Origin of the sequence: Pseudomonas sp. P5_152, from assembly GCF_033989915.1 — a bacterium.
Lineage (GTDB): Bacteria > Pseudomonadota > Gammaproteobacteria > Pseudomonadales > Pseudomonadaceae > Aquipseudomonas.
The window spans coordinates 5,394,964-5,410,690 of record NZ_JASFAH010000002.1; the positions used below are offsets into that span (position 1 = coordinate 5,394,964).

Here is a 15,727-nt window from a genome sequence, read left to right on the forward strand (position 1 = left end):
CAGTCGGCTGTCTGTGCGATCGGCAAATCAGTGCTAGGGATTACCGGTCCCGCTCGGGGCGGGTGCCTGGATGTCGACAAACCGCTTGGAGAGGAAACCGTAGAGCAAGTAACCGAATGCCAGGACAATCAGGCCGCCGAACACCGCATCCTTGCCGCAGGCATACAGGGCGTACAACGAGTAAGCCACGGCGATCAGCAACAGCAGGGTGTTGCGGGTGTAGATCGCCGTGCTGACGCGGGCTTTGTACATCATCACCATCAGCCCGGTGGCAGCTGTCACGTAGGGAATCAGGTTGGTCACCGCCGCCAGGCTCACCAGTTTGGCGAACTGGGCGCTGGCATTGGGCGAAATGGTCGACAGCGCCATCAAGGTCTGCAATACGCCGCACACCAGCATGCCGATGATGGGGGCATCCTGCGCACTGACCTTGCTGAAGAATTTCGGGAACATCCCTTGGTCAGCGGTCATCTTTGCGGTTTGTGCCAGGGTGAACTGCCAGCCCAGCAGCGAACCGACACACGCCATTACGGCCAGCGCCATGACGATGTTACCCACCATGGGGTTGAACATATGGGCATAGACGAGCGCGAAGGGCGCGGTCGAGTTGGCCAGTTCAGCGTTGGGGATCATGCCTTGGATCACCGTCGTCGACAGCACATAGACCACAGCCGCACCGAGGGTGCCGAACAGGCAGGCCAGAGGTACGTTGCGCTTGGGGTTCTCCACCGCATCGCTGGCCTGGGCCGCCGACTCCATGCCAAGAAACGCCCACAGGGTCAGGGGAATGGCCTTGCTGATGGCTTCGGAGATCGGCAGCTCATTGGGGTTCCAGGCGGCAATCAGCACCTCGGGCTTGAACCAGAACCAGCCGATGATGCTCAAGCCGGCCACTGGGACAATCACCCCCCAGACGGTCAGCGCCCCGATCTTGCCGGTGATTCGCGGGCCACCGAAGTTGGCCACGGTGGTCAACCAGAGCAGGCCGACTGTACCGACGAACAGAGGAATGGCGCCACTGCCCAGCCAGGGCAAGAACGCGGTCATGTAGCCCACCGCAGAGATGGCGACGGCCACATTGGCGATGCCCAGCGAGAGAAAGTACAGGTACGAACAGAGAAAGAAGCCCGATTTGGCGTGGGCCTCCTCGGTGTAGGCGGACAACCCGCCAGAACGCATGCAATAGATGCCGCACTGGGAAAAACAATAGGCGATGGCCATGGAGCCGATGGCCGTGACGATCCAGGACAGCAACGAGACGGCCCCCAGTTGGGCCATGCTCGTCGGCAGCAGGATGATGCCCGACCCCATCATGTTCACCGTCACCAGCGTGGTGAGCCCGGTGAGGCTCATTTTTTTGCTTGAGTCGGCCATCAACCACTCCTCGATCCACATTGCCCCCGGCAGGTGAAATCAGCGTAGCAGCGAGATTGGAAAAGCTACTGAGTACTCGCGGATCTTTTAGTCCTGGCGCTGGGCAATCAACAGCAGCGACTGCGGCACCGGGCTCTGTGGGTGCTGCGGTTCCTGCAGGGCGCTCAGGCGCAAACCAGCCATGTCCAGGGCGTTGAGCCAACTGGACAAGGTGCGCATGTACCACGGCATCGGTTGCCAGTCGCCCTTGAACCCGGCGAAGGTTTCTTCGCGCCAGCCGTCCTGATATTCGCCCGCCGCCGCTGTCCAGGGGTGCAGGGTCTGGATCAGCAGGGCGCCGCCAGGAGCGAGCAGGGCGTGCAGGGCGGCGAGCAGGGGGATGATGTCCTGGTGCAGCAGGGCGAAGTTGGCGCAGATCAGCGGGTACTGGTTCCCGATGTCGACCCGGGACTCGACCAGCGCCTCGTAGCTGGCCAGGTGTACGGGCGCCGAGCCTGCTGCCCGCGCGGCCTCCACCAGGGTTGGCGCGCCATCCACGCCGACCGCCTCGATCCCGCGTTTGCTCAGCTCACGCAACAGCCAGCCCTCGCCGCAACCGAGGTCGAGCACGCGTTCGGGCTGGCGCCCCAGCACCGCCAGCAGGATCGCCTGGTCGGTGACCTGCCGACGGCTTTCAATGCTGCCGCTGCGCACCGCCTCGATCCAGGATGAGGCGTTGTGGTGCCAGCTTTGCAGCAGGGCGGATTCGGCAGTGGGCATCTCGACCTCCAGGCCTTTGACAGGCAGCGCGAAGAATTTTTCACACTACACTGAATCTGGATTGGGCCCCAGAGGCTGGCGTTGTCCATGTTCTGGCCTAGGTATTTTGCACAACGCGCAGCAGATCGAATTAACAGTGATGAGGATCAGTGCATGGCCAACACCGACCACGCAAAGTGCGCCCGGGTCCTGGACCCCGTCGAACGAGTCACCGAAGTTATCTTCGGCCTGCTCATGGCAATGACCTTCACCGGCACTATCAGCGTCGCTACCGGTGGCCAGGAGGAAGAGCGCACGATGATGATCGCCGCGTTGGGATGCAACCTGGCCTGGGGCCTGGCCGATGCGGTGATGTATCTGCTGCGTAGCCTGATCGAACACAGCCGCAAGCGTTCCTTGCTCGACAGCCTGCGTGGCGGGGCGGACCCGGCTGCCGGGCGAGCGTTGATCGCGCAGGCATTGCCTGGGCGCCTGGTGGCCGCGGCCGGTACTGAGGAGCTGGAGGCGTTGCGCCAACGCTTGCTCCAGCACGCGACGACGGCGGTGCAGCCGCGCCTGGGCTGGGATGACTTCAAGGGGGCTGCCGGGGTTTTCCTGCTGGTGGTGTTGTCGACATTTCCCCTCGTGGTGCCGTTCCTGCTGCTCGACCAGACGGCGCTGGCGGTACGTCTGTCCAACCTGATCGGGCTGCTGGTGCTGTTCATTGCCGGTTGGGTGCTGGCCAAGTATGCCGGTGGCAAACCCTGGCAAGGCGCCTTGACCACAGCCACCACCGGCGCTGCGCTGATTGCCGCGATCATCGCCCTCGGCGGCTGAGCGCCGCGCTGCGTACCTGGGCATCAGGGTGATAGCCAGTCCTGTTGCACGTTGATTTTTCCATTCGCTCTACAGTAGAAGGCCACCACCCCATGAGCCAGACGGATCCCTTGCCTCCCGCCCCGGAACCGGGGCGCATCGCCCATCGTCAGTCCAGCGACAGCCAGCCGGGCTGGGCCCGCTGGCTTCCCGGCCTGCAAACGCTGCGGCAGTACCAGCTCGCCTGGTTGCGTCACGACATTGTCGCCGGGCTGGTGCTGACCACCATGCTGGTTCCCGTGGGCATTGCCTACGCGGTGGCGTCGGGCGTCCCCGGTATCTATGGGCTCTACGCGACCATCGTTCCGCTGCTGGCCTATGCCTTGTTCGGCCCCAGCCGGATCCTGGTGCTGGGGCCGGACTCTTCCCTGGCCGCGGTGATCCTCGCCGTGGTCCTGCCCCTGTCCGGTGGCGATCCGCAACGGGCCATCGCCCTGGCAGGAATGATGGCGCTCGTCTCCGGAACCGTGTGCATCCTGGCGGGTATCGCGCGCCTGGGATTCATCACCGAACTGCTGTCCAAACCGATTCGTTATGGCTACATGAACGGGATCGCCGTGACCGTACTGATCAGCCAGTTGCCCAAGCTGTTCGGGTTTTCGATCGACTCCGATGGCCCGCTGCGTAACCTGTGGTCGATCGCCACCGGGGTGCTGGACGGCAGGAGCAACTGGACCACCTTTGCCGTGGGCGCTGCCACCCTGGCAGTGATCCTGCTGCTCAAGGGCAGCAAGCGTGTGCCAGGCATCCTCATCGCCGTAGCCGGCGCGACAATCGCCGTGGGGGTGCTGGACCTTGGCACGCGGGCCGGGGTGGCGGTGCTGGGCTCGCTGCCGCAAGGGTTGCCGGCATTTGCGCTGCCGTGGATCACCCGTGCCGATATTGTCCCGGTGCTGATCGGCGGTTGTGCCGTGGCCCTGGTGTCGTTCGCCGACACCAGCGTGTTGTCACGGGTCTATGCGGCGCGGACCCGCACTTATGTCGACCCGAACCAGGAAATGGCGGGGTTGGGTTTTGCCAATCTGGCCGCCGGGTTTTTCCAGGGTTTTCCCATCAGCAGCAGCTCTTCGCGCACCCCGGTAGCCGAAGCCGCCGGGGCCAAGACCCAACTCACCGGGGTGGTCGGTGCGCTGGCGGTGGCGGGGTTGTTGATGGTCGCGCCGAACCTGTTGCAGGACCTGCCCAGCAGTGCCCTGGCCGCCGTGGTAATTGCGTCCGCCATCGGTCTGATCGAGGTCAGTGACCTGCGCCGGATTTATCGTATCCAGCGCTGGGAGTTCTGGTTGTCGATCGTCTGCACCATCGGTGTCGCCGTATTGGGTGCGATCGAGGGCATCGGCCTGGCCATCGTGATCGCCATCATCGAGTTCCTGTGGGATGCCTGGCGCCCTTATTCCGCGGTGCTCGGGCAAGCTGCCGGGGTCAAGGGTTACCACGACCTGCAGCGTTACCCCAACGCGAGCCTGATCCCGGGGCTGGTGCTGTTTCGCTGGGATGCGCCGTTGTTTTTTGCCAATGGCGAGCTGTTCAACGACCGCGTGCTGCAAGCCGTAACAGCCTCGCCAACGCCGGTGCGCTGGCTGGTGGTTGCGGCGGAGCCAGTGACCAGTGTCGACGTGACGTCCGCCGACATGCTGGCCGAACTGTACGACACCCTGCATGCGGCAGGAATCAGATTGTGCGTGGCTGAGATGAAGGACCCGGTCAAGGACAAGCTCAAGCGCTTCGGACTGTTCGACCGGCTTGGTGAAGCGGCGTTCTTTGCAACCATCGACGACGCCGTCGACAGCTACCTGGCGCTCGCGGGGCAAGATCAGCGCTGAACACTTGGCTGCCGTTAATGGCTACATGCGGTGCATGCGCGGCTGAATCTGTTGGCGGGGCACAATCGCCGAGCCGGATCGATTGTTGCCCCCGTCCAGGGTGGCCGGCTTCTGTGGGGTGGCGGGGTCGGTACTGCTCTGGTCGTGGCAGGACGCGCCGCTGAGACAGATCGCGGCAGCGAGCAGGACAATCGGGCTCAAGGACTTGAACATGCTTATCTCCGACGCTTGGCGGCCAGGCAAGAGGAGCCGGCACCCCGTACCTAGAGCGTAGTCGATTGCATCGCCGGCCAGGTCCGGGTCGACCAAGTGCCGAGACCGCCCCGTGACAGCACTAGGGCTTTGCCCGCATCTACAGTTACCATTGGCTTTTTCGCAACGCAGCAGACACCTGCCTGGTGCAGCTATTCGAGTGGATCGAACGTGATGGAGCGACGGCAATTCAGCGGTGGCATGAAGGGCAAGAATCTTCGGTACCTGAAGGAAACCCCCAACGCCATGCCGGCAACGGTTCGTACCGGGTTTGTGCTGCTCGAGCATTTCTCCTTGCCGGCATTCACCCAGGCGCTGGATACCCTGATCACCGCCAACCTGCTGCGCCCTGGGTTGTTCACCACCCGCACGTTCGGCCTGGGTGAGTCTGAGGTTATCAGTGACTTGGGGCTGGTCATTCGCCCGGATGCGCGTCTTGATGCGGGTGCGCTCAACGACCTCGACCTGCTGGTGATTTGTGGCGGTTACCGCACCGAACTCAAGGTCAGCGATGATTTCATCGGCTTGCTCAAGACCGCAGCCGAACGGGGCACCCACCTCGCCGGACTGTGGAATGGTGCCTGGTTCCTGGGCAGGGCGGGCTTGCTGGACGGCTATCGTTGCGCGATTCACCCCGAACACCGTCCCGCGCTCACGGAAATCGCCCGGGCCACCCACGTCAGCAGTGAGCCCTACGTGATCGATCGTGACCGGCTCACCGCGTCCAGCCCTTCGGGGGCCTTCCACATGGCGCTGGACTGGATCAAGGGCCTGCACGACAAAGCCCTGGTCGAGGGCGTCGAGGACATCCTGGCGTTCGAGGAGTCGCGCTACCGACGCATCAAGCCAACGGAAAACGTCTGCCTCAGCGCGCCCTTGCGCGAAGTGGTGAAGCTCATGGATGCCAACCTCGAAGAGCCGCTGGAACTCGAGCAACTGGCGGTCTATGCCGGGCGTTCGCGGCGCCAGCTCGAGCGCTTGTTCAAGGAACAATTAGGCACCACGCCGCAACGTTATTACCTGGAACTGCGCATAACCGAAGCCCGTCGCTTGCTGCAGCACACCGAACTGTCCCAGGTGGACGTCCTGGTGGCCTGCGGGTTTGTTTCGCCGAGCCATTTCAGCAAGTGCTACAGCGCATACTTTGGGTATCGGCCGTCCAAGGAGAAGCGCCTGGTCAAGTAAGGCGAACGTCGTGAGCGGCAGTTAAAACACGATGCCCAGTTTTGCCCCGTATTCATTCCTGATCTGCTTGTCGTAATGAGTGAAGTCAAACTGACCCTCAGGGTCATAGTTGAAACGGTTGTAGTACAGGCTGGCGATAATCGGCAAGCTGCCTTGCTGGTTGAACAGCAGGCTTAATTCAACATAAGGGTCGGTACTGTCCTGCAAGTCCAGGGTTTGATTGGAAACGCCCTGGATATCCAGTTGCGCTTCGCCCTGCAGGGATCTTCGCGCGCCGGCTTCAAGGCGCAGGACAGCAGTATCGAACTGATGGTTATAGCCAATCGCAACTTTGGCGAAGGGGCTGCGATTGGTCAGTTCAATATCGTATTTGTTATAGCCCGGATCAAATCGATTCCATTTGTAGCCAGCGCCAACCAGCAGGTCGAGAAAGTTGTTGGCATCCAGCGCCAGGCGCCAACCCAGATCCAGGTCGGCCTGCAGGTCTTTGACTCGCTGCCCCTGTTTTTCCGAGTACTGGCCACTGATTTCGGCCTGAAACACCAGGCCGGCATGGCCGGTCAGCTTGTTGCCGTAGTTGAGGAACACTCCGCCTTCGGGCATGCGCTCGATGTCGTTGCTTTGCCCTTTGAACTCCAGTTCGCTGTAACTCCCGAGCAAGCCCACTGCAAAAACTGGCTCGGTACTTACGGCCGCAGTGGAGTTGGGCGCAGCAGTTGCCGCGATAACTGCGCAGGCAACAGCAAGCATATTTATTGTTTTCATAAGAACTCCAGCAGCGCGCCGCAGGTCCGTTATGGATTGCTCTTATGACGAATGTAGTTGTTTTGTTGGTGATCATTTGTGGCGCGGGAGCGACCGGCGACGAATGGTTGGTTATAGATGGATCCAAGTTATCGAAGTGTGCGTATTTGTTGGGTTTTGTGTTTTTAATTATTTTTCAGAGTGTTCGATTATGCGGATTGTAGTTGCGGATGATTTTCGTTAGTTGGACTTTTAATTGGCGTCAAAATTTAAAATGGGATGTTTTCAAGTAACGTTTTTGAACACTTTATTTATAAGGTCGAATACGTTGCTTTTTACCGCACTGTTCAAGTCGACCCAGGCCAGTCCAGTGGTGGCGCGATAGTCGCCCAACTCCACGGGTCGGGACAGCACATTCGCCGGCAGTGCGCGCCCGGCATTGGCGGGCAACAGGCCGACCCCGAGTCCGGCGGAAACCAGGGCCAGCATGGTGGTGAATTCGCCCAGTTCGGCACTGATCTGCAGCTGGATGCCGTGGCTGGCCAGCGCTTGCATCAAGCCATCGTAAAAGCCGGGGGCGTAGCGTCTGGCGAGGATGTACACCGGCACCCCGGCAAGTGATGCCGGCGCCAGGCTGGCGCGTGTGGCCAGGGGATGGTCGCTGGGGAAGGCCAGCATCACGGTCTCGCGCAGCACTTCGAGGGTCTGGATCCCGGGAATCACCGCCGGCAAGCGCATCAGGCCAAAGTCCAGCTGGCCGCTTTTCAGGGCCGTGGCTTGCTCAGGTCCAGACATGTCCTTGAGTTCCAGTTCGATCCGCGGGAATTGCTCATGCAGCGAGCGCACCAGGGTGGGCAACAGCTGCGGCAGTACCGAGGAGACGAAACCCAGGCGCACCCGGCCGATTTCCCCGCGCCCCGACGCCTTCGCCACATCCACGGCGTGAGCCGCCTGATGCAGGGTCGCCAGCGCTTCCGGGAGGAACATCGCGCCGACCTCGGTCAGCGCCACCGAGTGGCGGTTGCGCTCGAACAGGCGCACCCCGAGTTCATCCTCGAGCAACTTGATCTGCATGCTCAAGGCTGGCTGCACGATGGACAGCCGTTGCGCGGCGCGGCCGAAATGCAGCTCCTGGGCCAGGGTCACGAATGAGCGCAGCAGCTTGATTTCCATGCAGGGACTCCGGGAAGGCGGGCGCCAAAGAGGTTGATCATAGAATTTGATCACCAGATCAGCAATCACCATTGGACGCTGTGGGTGGGCTGCGGTGAACTGCTGCCAAGGCCGTTCGACAACAAAGGGCCATTGACGGAGAACAGTATGGGATTCACCAGCAACAGCTTTCGACTGGACGGGCGCAGGGCGCTGATCACCGGTTCAGGCAAGGGCATTGGCCTGGAACTGGCCCGGGGTCTGGGTGCTGCGGGCGCCAGGGTGGTGATCAATGATCGCAATGCTGACAAGGCACGCTTGGTTGCCAGCCAACTGCGAGAGGAAGGGATCGAGGCCGAATTTGCCGTGTTCGACGTCACCGATCGGGTCCAGCTCCTGGAGGCGATCAACCACCTCGAAGCGAACAGCGGGGCCATCGATATCCTGGTCAACAACGCCGGGACCCAGCGCCGTGCACCGCTGGAGGATTTCGACCCCAACGACTGGCACGAGCTGATGCGGGTCAACCTGGACGGGGTGTTCCATGTCTCCCAGGCCGTCGCCCGGCACATGATTGCCCGCGGTCGCGGCAAGATCATCAACATCTGCTCGGTGCAGAGCGAGCTGGCGCGGCCGACCATTGCGCCCTACGCCGCCTCCAAGGGCGCGGTGAAAATGCTCACCAAGGGCATGTGCGCCGAATGGGCGCGCCACGGCATCCAGGCCAATGGCCTGGCCCCTGGTTACTTCGCTACCGAGATGAACCGCGCGCTGGTGGACAACCAGGAGTTCTCCCAGTGGCTGTGCAAACGCACGCCGGCCGGACGTTGGGGGCGGGTCGAGGAGTTGTGTGGCGCGGCGGTTTTCCTTGCTTCACCGGCTTCTGACTTCATCAATGGCCAGACGCTATTCGTCGATGGTGGCTTGACCAGCGTGGTCTGAACCGAACACCCGTCGTTATAAAAACAACAACAGGGGACACCCATGAGTGCACTCAAAGAGTCGTTACTGCCGCTGACCGATAACAGCGTTCAGCAGACCAAGGTCCAGGGCTTTGCCAGCAAACGCTGGTGGTACTTGATCCCGCTGATTTTCATCACCTACAGCCTGGCCTACCTGGACCGCGCCAACTATGGCTTTGCCAGTGCCGCCGGGATCGAGCAGGACCTGGGGATCACCAAGAGCACCTCGTCGTTGATCGGTGCCTTGTTCTTTCTCGGCTACTTTTTCTTCCAGGTGCCGGGGGCGATCTACGCGCAGAAATACAGCGTGCGCAAACTGGTGTTCTGGAGCCTGATCCTGTGGGGCTTCTGCGCCATGGCCACGGGGCTGGTGACCAACATACCGATGCTGATGATCATCCGGGTTTCGCTGGGAATTGTTGAAGCGGCGGTTATGCCGGCGATGCTGATTTTCATCAGCAACTGGTTCACCCGCAAGGAACGCTCGCGGGCCAATACCTTCCTGGTGCTGGGCAATCCGGTGACGGTGCTGTGGATGTCGGTGGTCTCGGGCTACCTGATCCACGCCTGGGGCTGGCGCGAAATGTTCGTCATCGAAGGCGCGCCTGCCGTGCTGTGGGCGTTTGTCTGGTGGCGCCTGGCGCGGGACAAACCCGAGCAGGTCGACTGGCTCAGCCGTCAGGAAAAAGACCAGTTGGCCGCGACCCTGGCCGAAGAACAGAAAGGCATGCCAGTGGTGCGCAACTACCGCCAGGCGTTCACCAGCCCGGTCGTGATTCAGCTGTGCTGCGTCCACGCGCTGTGGAGCATCGGGGTCTATGGCTTCATCATGTGGCTGCCGACCATCATCAAGCAGGCGGCTGCGGCGGACATCGTCACGGTTGGCTGGTTGAGTGCGGTGCCCTATGTCGCGGCGGTTGGCACCATGCTGGCGGTGTCCTGGGCCTCGGATAAATCCCAGCAGCGCAAGCATTTCGTCTGGCCGCTGCTGGCCCTGGGGGCACTGGCTTTCTTCTGCTCCTACCTGCTGGGCTCCAGTCATTTCTGGTGGTCGTTTGCCTTGCTGACCCTTGCCGGTGCCGCGCTGTATGCCCCGTACGGTCCGTTCTTCGCGCTGATCCCGGAGATCCTGCCGGCCAACGTGTTCGGCGGGGCCATCGGCCTGATCAATGCGTGCGGCGCCCTGGGGGCCTTTATCGGCTCATGGATCGTCGGCTACCTGATCGGCCTGACCGGCAACCCCGGCGCGGCCTACATCTTCATGACGGCCGGGGTGCTGTCGTCGGCCCTGTTGATGGCCTGGGTGAAGGTCAAGCGCTAGGGCCGCGTTGTGGGAGCCTGCCGGCGATGGTCGTTAACGATATCGCATGCATTCAGGGTGCACGCGGTGCTCTCCAGACCATCCCAGGCCAACACCAACCTCGGGTACGCCACAAACCCTGTGGGAGCGGGCTTGCCCGCGATGGTCGTTAACGATATCGCATGCATTCAGGGTGCACGCGGTGCTCTCCAGGCCATCGCGAGCAGGCCGCAAGCGGGCACCCGCTCCTACACGTCCTGCGCACACCATCCCAGGCCAACACCAACCTCGGGTACGCCACAAACCCTGTGGGAGCGGGCTTGCCCGCGATGGTCGTTAACGATATCGCGTGCATTCAGGGTGCACGCGGTGCTCTCCAGGTCATCGCGAGCAGGCCGCAAGCGGGCACCCGCTCCTACAAAGCCCTTACACCGTGGCCGCTGCGAGGCGGTCTCGGCGCAGCCAGCCGATCAGGACGGCGGCGATCAGCAGGAAGCCCAGGTAGCCGAACAGCGGATACACCTGGCCCACCAGGTTGATGAAACCCACCAGGCTGCCCACGAAGGCCAGGGCGCCGGCCGCGGCCGAGCCGATGCGGAACTTGCGAGTGCCGGCAGGCAGCAGGCGGGCCGAGAAGGAGTAGAGCGTGCCGACGGCGGTGTTGAGGATCATGCAAAAAATGATCAACGCCATCAGCAACCCCAGCGCCGGAGAGATCTCGGTGGCGATCGACAGCATCGGCATCGGCAGGTCCGCCACGCTGTCCAGGCGCGACAGCAGGCCCAAGCTCATCACCAGCATCAGCAGACCCAGCGCCGCACCACCAAGGATGCCGCCCCAGACCGCCTGCTTTTCGGTTTTCGCCGCGCCGCCCATGATCGCCAGGATCGGCACCCCCGCCACAATGTTGTACGACACATAGAGCAATGCCCCCAGCAACCAATGGCTGGCACCGGCCTGTTGCTGGCTGGCCAACTGATCGAGCTGGGCGAATTCCAGGTCGCGGCTGGCCACGCCATACAGTGCCACGGCCACTGCGGTGAGAATCAGAAAGGGTGTCGCAGCACCGATCATGCCGATCACCTTGTGCACGTCCAGGCATACCACCGCGACCACGATCAGGGTCACCAGGACACTGCCGAGCACCGCCGGAATGCCGAACTGCTGCTCCAGCAACGCCCCCCCGCCTGCCAGCATGACCACGGTCACGGCGAACATGAAGAAGGTGATCATCAGGTCGACAAAGGTCCCCAGGTAGCGGCCGCACAAGGCGTACACCACGTCTTTGTGGGAGGTCGCCTGCAAGCGACTGCCCATGCCGGCCAGCGCCATGCCGAGGAAGGTGAACAGCGCGGCGCTGACCACCGCGCCGAGCAGGCCCCAGACGCCGAAGTCGACGAACATCAACAACAGCTCCCGGCCCGAGGCAAACCCCGCGCCGACGATGACACCGACAAATGCACCGGCGATTTTCAGACTTTCTTTCATGACCAATTCCCTCGATCTATTGTTGTTATGGGCTTCGTTGAGCCTCTACGGGGTATTGCACTGCTGCTTGGGCGGGGTGGTTCAGGCGGTTGCGCCGAGCCAGGCCTGGACTTCGATTTCCACGTCGACGCCGAGCGCCAGGCCGGCGCTGACGGTGGAGCGCACCGGGAAGCCGTTGCTGAAGTGACGCTGGTACTCCTGGTTGAAACCGGCGAAATGCTGCATGTCCGACAGCCAGACCGTGGCCTTGACCACCTGGTCGAAGCCCACGCCGCATTCGGCCAGGGTCTCGCCGATGCGGGTCATCACGGCGGCGGTTTGCGTGGCGATATCGCCGCGAACCACTTGACCTTCGGCGGTCATCGGGATCTGCCCGGAAAGGAACAGTAGATCGCCAACCCGGATCGCCTTGGAGAAGGGGTAGGGCAGGGTGCTGGGGTAGCGCTGGAGAGTGTTGGACATGGCACGGAACCTCGGTTGTTGGGTGAGTGATTAACGCAAGCGCGCCGGCGCCAGGCGCAGGGGATCGACGCCTTGCTGGTGCAGGTGGTCGGGCAAGGGTTGATCCAGCAGCAGGGCGCAGGCCAGTTGCGAGACCGCTGCCGCGGACTGGATGCCATAGCCGCCCTGGGCCGCCAGCCAGAAGAAGCCAGCGCATTGATCGTCCCAGCCGACCACCAGGTCGCCGTCGGCCACGAAGGAGCGCAAGCCGGCCCAGCTGTGGCGCGGGCGACGAATCTGCAAAGAGGTGGCGGCTTCGATGTGATAGATCCCGGTGGCGATGTCCAGCTCTTCGGGCATCACGTCCTGGGCGTGTACGGGGTCGGCGTTGGCCGGCGAGCCCAGCAACTGGCCGGCATCGGGCTTGAAGTAGAAACTCTCGTCGATGCCGATCACCGCGGGCCAGCGGGAGAAGTCGGTGTCTGTGGGGCCGTCGAAGGTAAAGGCGCTGCGCCGGCACGGCTGCAGGCCAATCGGGGCCACACCGCACTGCTGCGCCACCTGGTCAGCCCAGGCGCCGGCCGCGTTGACCAGGGTTCGCCCACGCACTTGACGGCCGTCGGCCAGGGTCAGGGCCCAGGCATCGCCTTCTCGATTGGCTGCACACAGTTCGGCATCACACATCAGTTCACCGCCGGCGCGGCGCATGGCCCGCAGAAAACCCTGGTGCAGGGCGTGCACATCGAGGTCTCGGGCATCGGTTTCGAGGATCGCCCCGCCGATTGCCTCGGCCCGCAGGCACGGCACCAGGGCCAGGGCTTGCTCGGCGTCGATCAAGGACACATTGGCCGCGCAGCTGCGCAGGCTGGCATAGGTTTGTTCGAGCAGGGGCTGTTGTTGCGGGCTGGCGATGTACAGGCAGCCCCGGGGTTCCAGCAACGGATGTTCCGTAAACCCTGCTGGTGGTTGTTCGTAGAACGCCCGGCTGGCACGGGTCAGCGCCTGGATCTGCGGGGTGCCGTAGGCTTCCATGAACATTGCGGCGGAGCGGCCGGTGGCGTGATAGCCGGGCTGCGACTCGCGTTCCAGGACCAGCACACTGGCCTGTCCCGCCAGGCGATAGGCCAGGGAGGCCCCTGCAATACCGCCGCCGATGATGACGAAATCGAAACAATCGCTGTCGTGCATGCCCAAGGACCTCCGTGGTGGGTGGGGGGAGAAGTGACGACGCCCGCACCGGCTGGATAAATTCTCACATAAGAGAAATGTAAGATATGAGAATTTGCCAGTCAAGCCATTGTCTTGAGGTAATATCGCGCCACGCATCCGGCCCGGCTCCCCAGGGCCTGAAAATTGGTATGACAGAGAGACTGCATGAGTTCCAGCCGCCCACCGCTCGCCTCCAATACCCAGGCCCATCCGCTGATTGATCGAGCCCAGGTTGGCGCACGCCTGCGGGCGATCCGCAAACTCCAGAAGTTGACCCTCAAGCAATTGTCCGAACGTTCAGGCGTGGCCTTGTCGACCCTGTCGAAAATGGAGTTGGCCCAAGTCTCGGTGAGCTACGAAAAACTCGCGGCGGCGGCGCGTGCCCTGAGCGTCGACATTGCCCAGTTGTTCAGCCCGGCCAAGGACCGTACGGACCTGGTGCAACCGACAGTGGTCAGCACGGCCATCGACAGTGCCGCGGGCTACAGCACCGGCAACTACGACTACCACCCGATGGCCGGCGATTTCCCCGGGCGCAGCATGACGCCGATGTACGCGCGGATCTTTGCCCGGGAACTGACCCAGTTCGACGACTACATCCGCCACCCCGGGCAAGAGTTCGCCCTGGTGCTCAGCGGGCGGGTGCGCATCCAGTTCGAAACCGGCGAGTCCATCAGCATCGGCTGCCGCGAAACCGCCTATTTCAACAGCGCCATTGGTCATATCTACCTGGCGCAAAGCGACGACGGGGCGGATGCCGAAGTGATGGTGGTGATGTCGGAGCGCTGAGCCTGCCTGGCGGTTATTGGCCGCCGCTACGCATGCTGTATTCGCGGTGGCCGGTGTGTGCGTCCGTCTGCTCGCTGACCACGACGAAGCCCTGGGCCAGATAGAACCGACAGCTGGCCTGGTTCTCCTGGTAAACCGACAGGTTCAGCACGGCTCTCTGGTTTTTCGCATGGGCGAGCAACTGGCTGCCAATGCCCTGGCCTTGCAATGCCGGCGCGACAAACAGGGCGGCCAAATTGTCACCGTGCAGCGCATGGAAGCCGACTACCCCACCGTCACGCTCGAACACGTAGACCTCTGAGGCTGGCAGGTAAAGCGTGCGCATGGCGTCGACCTGGGATAACCAGAACGAGGCGTCGATAAAATCGTGGGCCTGGATAGAAGCTGACAGCCAGATATCCAGGACCGCGTCGGTGTCCTGCGGGGTACTGATCCTGATCATTTCAGAAGCGCTCATCCAGCAGGGCCGGCAGGGTAATGTCCTTGACGTAGCTGGCCGCGGACAGGCTCAGCACCATGCGCACTACCTGCACCACGTCGTGGACCGGAATCAACTGGCCTTCGCCACGCTGCTCGGCCAACTCGCGGGGCGTGCTGAGCGGGTCGTCGGTGTTCAGGTAGCCCAGGTTCAGGCAGGTGACCGCCAGGCGTTGCTGACGGTAGCCTTCGCGCAGTGCATCGGCGATCCCGTGCAGGGCAAACTTGGAGGCGCCGAAGGCCACTTCCGGACGACCACTTTGTGCCAGGCCGGAGGTCGAGCCGGTGAGGATGATCCGTGGGTTTGGGCTTTTCAGCAGCAGCGGCAGCAGGCGTTTGATCAGCAGGATAGGCGCGGTGATGTTGCAACTGACGATGGCTTGCAGTTGCTGGTCGTCATCGGCAAGGAAGCTGTAGGCCGGATCAAACGCGCGCTCTTCCCAGATGCCCAGGTTGTAGACCAGGGTGTCGAGGCCGTCGGCAGCCACCGCCTGCTCGATGACCCGGGCTGCCTCGGCCGGTTCGCCGAGGTTGGCTTCCAGCCAGCGCACCTGCACTCCGGCGAGGGGCAGCAGGTTTTCCGGGCGGCTGCGGGAAACCCCGATCAGCGTGTCCCCGGGCTCCCCCAGGCCCTCGATCAAGGCTCTGCCCAATCCTTTGCTAGCACCGACCACCAGGGTTTTCATCGATTGTCTCCTTGACCCGACTGACAGAATTGAGCGCGGATGCAAACAGAGGTGGGGGGTATTGGCAATTGACCGGATGTTTCCAGATATGACCAGGTGTCTGGGGCATGCAAAATCTGCAAGCCGCCACCCCCCCTGTAGGAGCGAGCTTGCTCGCGATGGGGCCAGTAGATTCAACATCAATGTCGCCTGACACACCGCCATCGCGAGCAAGCTCGCTCCCACAGGTTT

The 15,727-nt window shown here is 62.6% G+C and carries 16 protein-coding genes; 6 read left to right on the top strand and 10 right to left on the bottom strand.

Features of this window, described 5'->3' with window-relative positions; genetic code table 11:
* Nucleotides 1–33 precede the first annotated feature (33 nt).
* Nucleotides 34–1,374: a putrescine-ornithine antiporter gene (gene potE, locus QMK50_RS24850; protein WP_320334252.1), complete on the bottom strand. Its 1,341-nt coding sequence runs from the start codon at nucleotides 1,372–1,374 to the stop codon at nucleotides 34–36.
* An 87-nt stretch (nucleotides 1,375–1,461) separates the two neighbouring features.
* Nucleotides 1,462–2,133 (bottom strand): class I SAM-dependent methyltransferase, encoded by a 672-nt coding sequence (locus QMK50_RS24855; RefSeq protein ID WP_095170142.1) that lies wholly within the window; start codon nucleotides 2,131–2,133, stop codon nucleotides 1,462–1,464.
* A 153-nt stretch (nucleotides 2,134–2,286) separates the two neighbouring features.
* Between QMK50_RS24855 and QMK50_RS24860 the strand changes: the two genes are divergently transcribed.
* Both QMK50_RS24860 and QMK50_RS24865 read left to right on the top strand, forming a co-directional pair.
* On the top strand, nucleotides 2,287–2,949 hold the full coding sequence (locus tag QMK50_RS24860; protein WP_095170143.1) for a hypothetical protein: 663 nt from the start codon (nucleotides 2,287–2,289) through the stop codon (nucleotides 2,947–2,949).
* Nucleotides 2,950–3,041: 92 nt separating this feature from the next.
* Complete coding sequence (locus QMK50_RS24865) at nucleotides 3,042–4,811, top strand: SulP family inorganic anion transporter (protein ID WP_320334253.1); 1,770 nt, start codon at nucleotides 3,042–3,044, stop codon at nucleotides 4,809–4,811.
* A gap of 21 nt (nucleotides 4,812–4,832) precedes the next feature.
* Here the strand turns inward: QMK50_RS24865 and QMK50_RS24870 are convergent, their stop codons facing one another.
* Entirely contained in the window at nucleotides 4,833–5,024 is a 192-nt protein-coding gene (locus QMK50_RS24870) for a hypothetical protein (protein ID WP_320334254.1), read from the bottom strand.
* A 213-nt stretch (nucleotides 5,025–5,237) separates the two neighbouring features.
* On the opposite strand from QMK50_RS24870, the gene QMK50_RS24875 reads away from it, so the two are divergent.
* Nucleotides 5,238–6,248, top strand: a complete 1,011-nt coding sequence (locus QMK50_RS24875) for a GlxA family transcriptional regulator (protein ID WP_320334255.1) — start codon at nucleotides 5,238–5,240, stop codon at nucleotides 6,246–6,248.
* A 21-nt stretch (nucleotides 6,249–6,269) separates the two neighbouring features.
* On the opposite strand, the gene QMK50_RS24880 is transcribed toward QMK50_RS24875, so the two are convergent.
* Both QMK50_RS24880 and QMK50_RS24885 read right to left on the bottom strand, forming a co-directional pair.
* Nucleotides 6,270–7,013 (bottom strand): outer membrane beta-barrel protein, encoded by a 744-nt coding sequence (locus tag QMK50_RS24880; protein ID WP_095170147.1) that lies wholly within the window; start codon nucleotides 7,011–7,013, stop codon nucleotides 6,270–6,272.
* Nucleotides 7,014–7,277: 264 nt separating this feature from the next.
* A complete protein-coding gene (locus QMK50_RS24885) occupies nucleotides 7,278–8,165 on the bottom strand; it encodes a LysR family transcriptional regulator (protein WP_320334256.1) in 888 nt (295 codons plus the stop codon).
* Nucleotides 8,166–8,312: 147 nt separating this feature from the next.
* Between QMK50_RS24885 and QMK50_RS24890 the strand changes: the two genes are divergently transcribed.
* Nucleotides 8,313–9,086: an SDR family NAD(P)-dependent oxidoreductase gene (locus tag QMK50_RS24890; RefSeq protein WP_320334257.1), complete on the top strand. Its 774-nt coding sequence runs from the start codon at nucleotides 8,313–8,315 to the stop codon at nucleotides 9,084–9,086.
* 42 nt (nucleotides 9,087–9,128) lie between these two features.
* Entirely contained in the window at nucleotides 9,129–10,427 is a 1,299-nt protein-coding gene (locus QMK50_RS24895; RefSeq protein ID WP_159995172.1) for an MFS transporter, read from the top strand.
* 405 nt (nucleotides 10,428–10,832) lie between these two features.
* On the opposite strand, the gene QMK50_RS24900 is transcribed toward QMK50_RS24895, so the two are convergent.
* The 3 genes from QMK50_RS24900 to QMK50_RS24910 form a co-directional block, all read right to left on the bottom strand.
* Nucleotides 10,833–11,894 carry a hypothetical protein gene (locus QMK50_RS24900; RefSeq protein ID WP_320334258.1) on the bottom strand — a complete coding sequence of 354 codons (1,062 nt, stop codon included), beginning with the start codon at nucleotides 11,892–11,894 and terminating at the stop codon, nucleotides 10,833–10,835.
* Nucleotides 11,895–11,975: 81 nt separating this feature from the next.
* Nucleotides 11,976–12,356: a RidA family protein gene (locus tag QMK50_RS24905; protein WP_095170151.1), complete on the bottom strand. Its 381-nt coding sequence runs from the start codon at nucleotides 12,354–12,356 to the stop codon at nucleotides 11,976–11,978.
* 30 nt (nucleotides 12,357–12,386) lie between these two features.
* On the bottom strand, nucleotides 12,387–13,523 hold the full coding sequence (locus QMK50_RS24910; protein ID WP_159995176.1) for an NAD(P)/FAD-dependent oxidoreductase: 1,137 nt from the start codon (nucleotides 13,521–13,523) through the stop codon (nucleotides 12,387–12,389).
* 186 nt (nucleotides 13,524–13,709) lie between these two features.
* On the opposite strand from QMK50_RS24910, the gene QMK50_RS24915 reads away from it, so the two are divergent.
* Complete coding sequence (locus QMK50_RS24915) at nucleotides 13,710–14,333, top strand: helix-turn-helix domain-containing protein (protein ID WP_095170153.1); 624 nt, start codon at nucleotides 13,710–13,712, stop codon at nucleotides 14,331–14,333.
* A 13-nt stretch (nucleotides 14,334–14,346) separates the two neighbouring features.
* Here QMK50_RS24915 and QMK50_RS24920 read toward each other — a convergent pair whose 3' ends face one another.
* Nucleotides 14,347–14,775: an N-acetyltransferase gene (locus QMK50_RS24920; RefSeq protein WP_320334259.1), complete on the bottom strand. Its 429-nt coding sequence runs from the start codon at nucleotides 14,773–14,775 to the stop codon at nucleotides 14,347–14,349.
* A gap of 1 nt (nucleotide 14,776) precedes the next feature.
* Complete coding sequence (locus tag QMK50_RS24925; protein WP_320334260.1) at nucleotides 14,777–15,496, bottom strand: SDR family oxidoreductase; 720 nt, start codon at nucleotides 15,494–15,496, stop codon at nucleotides 14,777–14,779.
* Nucleotides 15,497–15,727 lie beyond the last annotated feature (231 nt).

Bases quoted from the DNA above. Each gene is read 5' to 3' on its own strand.
- QMK50_RS24915 (WP_095170153.1), top strand. From the start codon at position 13,710: ATGAGTTCCAGCCGCCCACCGCTCGCCTCCAATACCCAGGCCCATCCG.
- QMK50_RS24905 (WP_095170151.1), bottom strand. From the start codon at position 12,356: ATGTCCAACACTCTCCAGCGCTACCCCAGCACCCTGCCCTACCCCTTC.
- QMK50_RS24855 (WP_095170142.1), bottom strand. From the start codon at position 2,133: ATGCCCACTGCCGAATCCGCCCTGCTGCAAAGCTGGCACCACAACGCC.
- potE (WP_320334252.1), bottom strand. From the start codon at position 1,374: ATGGCCGACTCAAGCAAAAAAATGAGCCTCACCGGGCTCACCACGCTG.
- QMK50_RS24865 (WP_320334253.1), top strand. From the start codon at position 3,042: ATGAGCCAGACGGATCCCTTGCCTCCCGCCCCGGAACCGGGGCGCATC.
- QMK50_RS24870 (WP_320334254.1), bottom strand. From the start codon at position 5,024: ATGTTCAAGTCCTTGAGCCCGATTGTCCTGCTCGCTGCCGCGATCTGT.
- QMK50_RS24925 (WP_320334260.1), bottom strand. From the start codon at position 15,496: ATGAAAACCCTGGTGGTCGGTGCTAGCAAAGGATTGGGCAGAGCCTTG.
- QMK50_RS24910 (WP_159995176.1), bottom strand. From the start codon at position 13,523: ATGCACGACAGCGATTGTTTCGATTTCGTCATCATCGGCGGCGGTATT.
- QMK50_RS24875 (WP_320334255.1), top strand. From the start codon at position 5,238: ATGGAGCGACGGCAATTCAGCGGTGGCATGAAGGGCAAGAATCTTCGG.
- QMK50_RS24880 (WP_095170147.1), bottom strand. From the start codon at position 7,013: ATGAAAACAATAAATATGCTTGCTGTTGCCTGCGCAGTTATCGCGGCA.
- QMK50_RS24885 (WP_320334256.1), bottom strand. From the start codon at position 8,165: ATGGAAATCAAGCTGCTGCGCTCATTCGTGACCCTGGCCCAGGAGCTG.
- QMK50_RS24890 (WP_320334257.1), top strand. From the start codon at position 8,313: ATGGGATTCACCAGCAACAGCTTTCGACTGGACGGGCGCAGGGCGCTG.
- QMK50_RS24900 (WP_320334258.1), bottom strand. From the start codon at position 11,894: ATGAAAGAAAGTCTGAAAATCGCCGGTGCATTTGTCGGTGTCATCGTC.
- QMK50_RS24860 (WP_095170143.1), top strand. From the start codon at position 2,287: ATGGCCAACACCGACCACGCAAAGTGCGCCCGGGTCCTGGACCCCGTC.
- QMK50_RS24920 (WP_320334259.1), bottom strand. From the start codon at position 14,775: ATGATCAGGATCAGTACCCCGCAGGACACCGACGCGGTCCTGGATATC.
- QMK50_RS24895 (WP_159995172.1), top strand. From the start codon at position 9,129: ATGAGTGCACTCAAAGAGTCGTTACTGCCGCTGACCGATAACAGCGTT.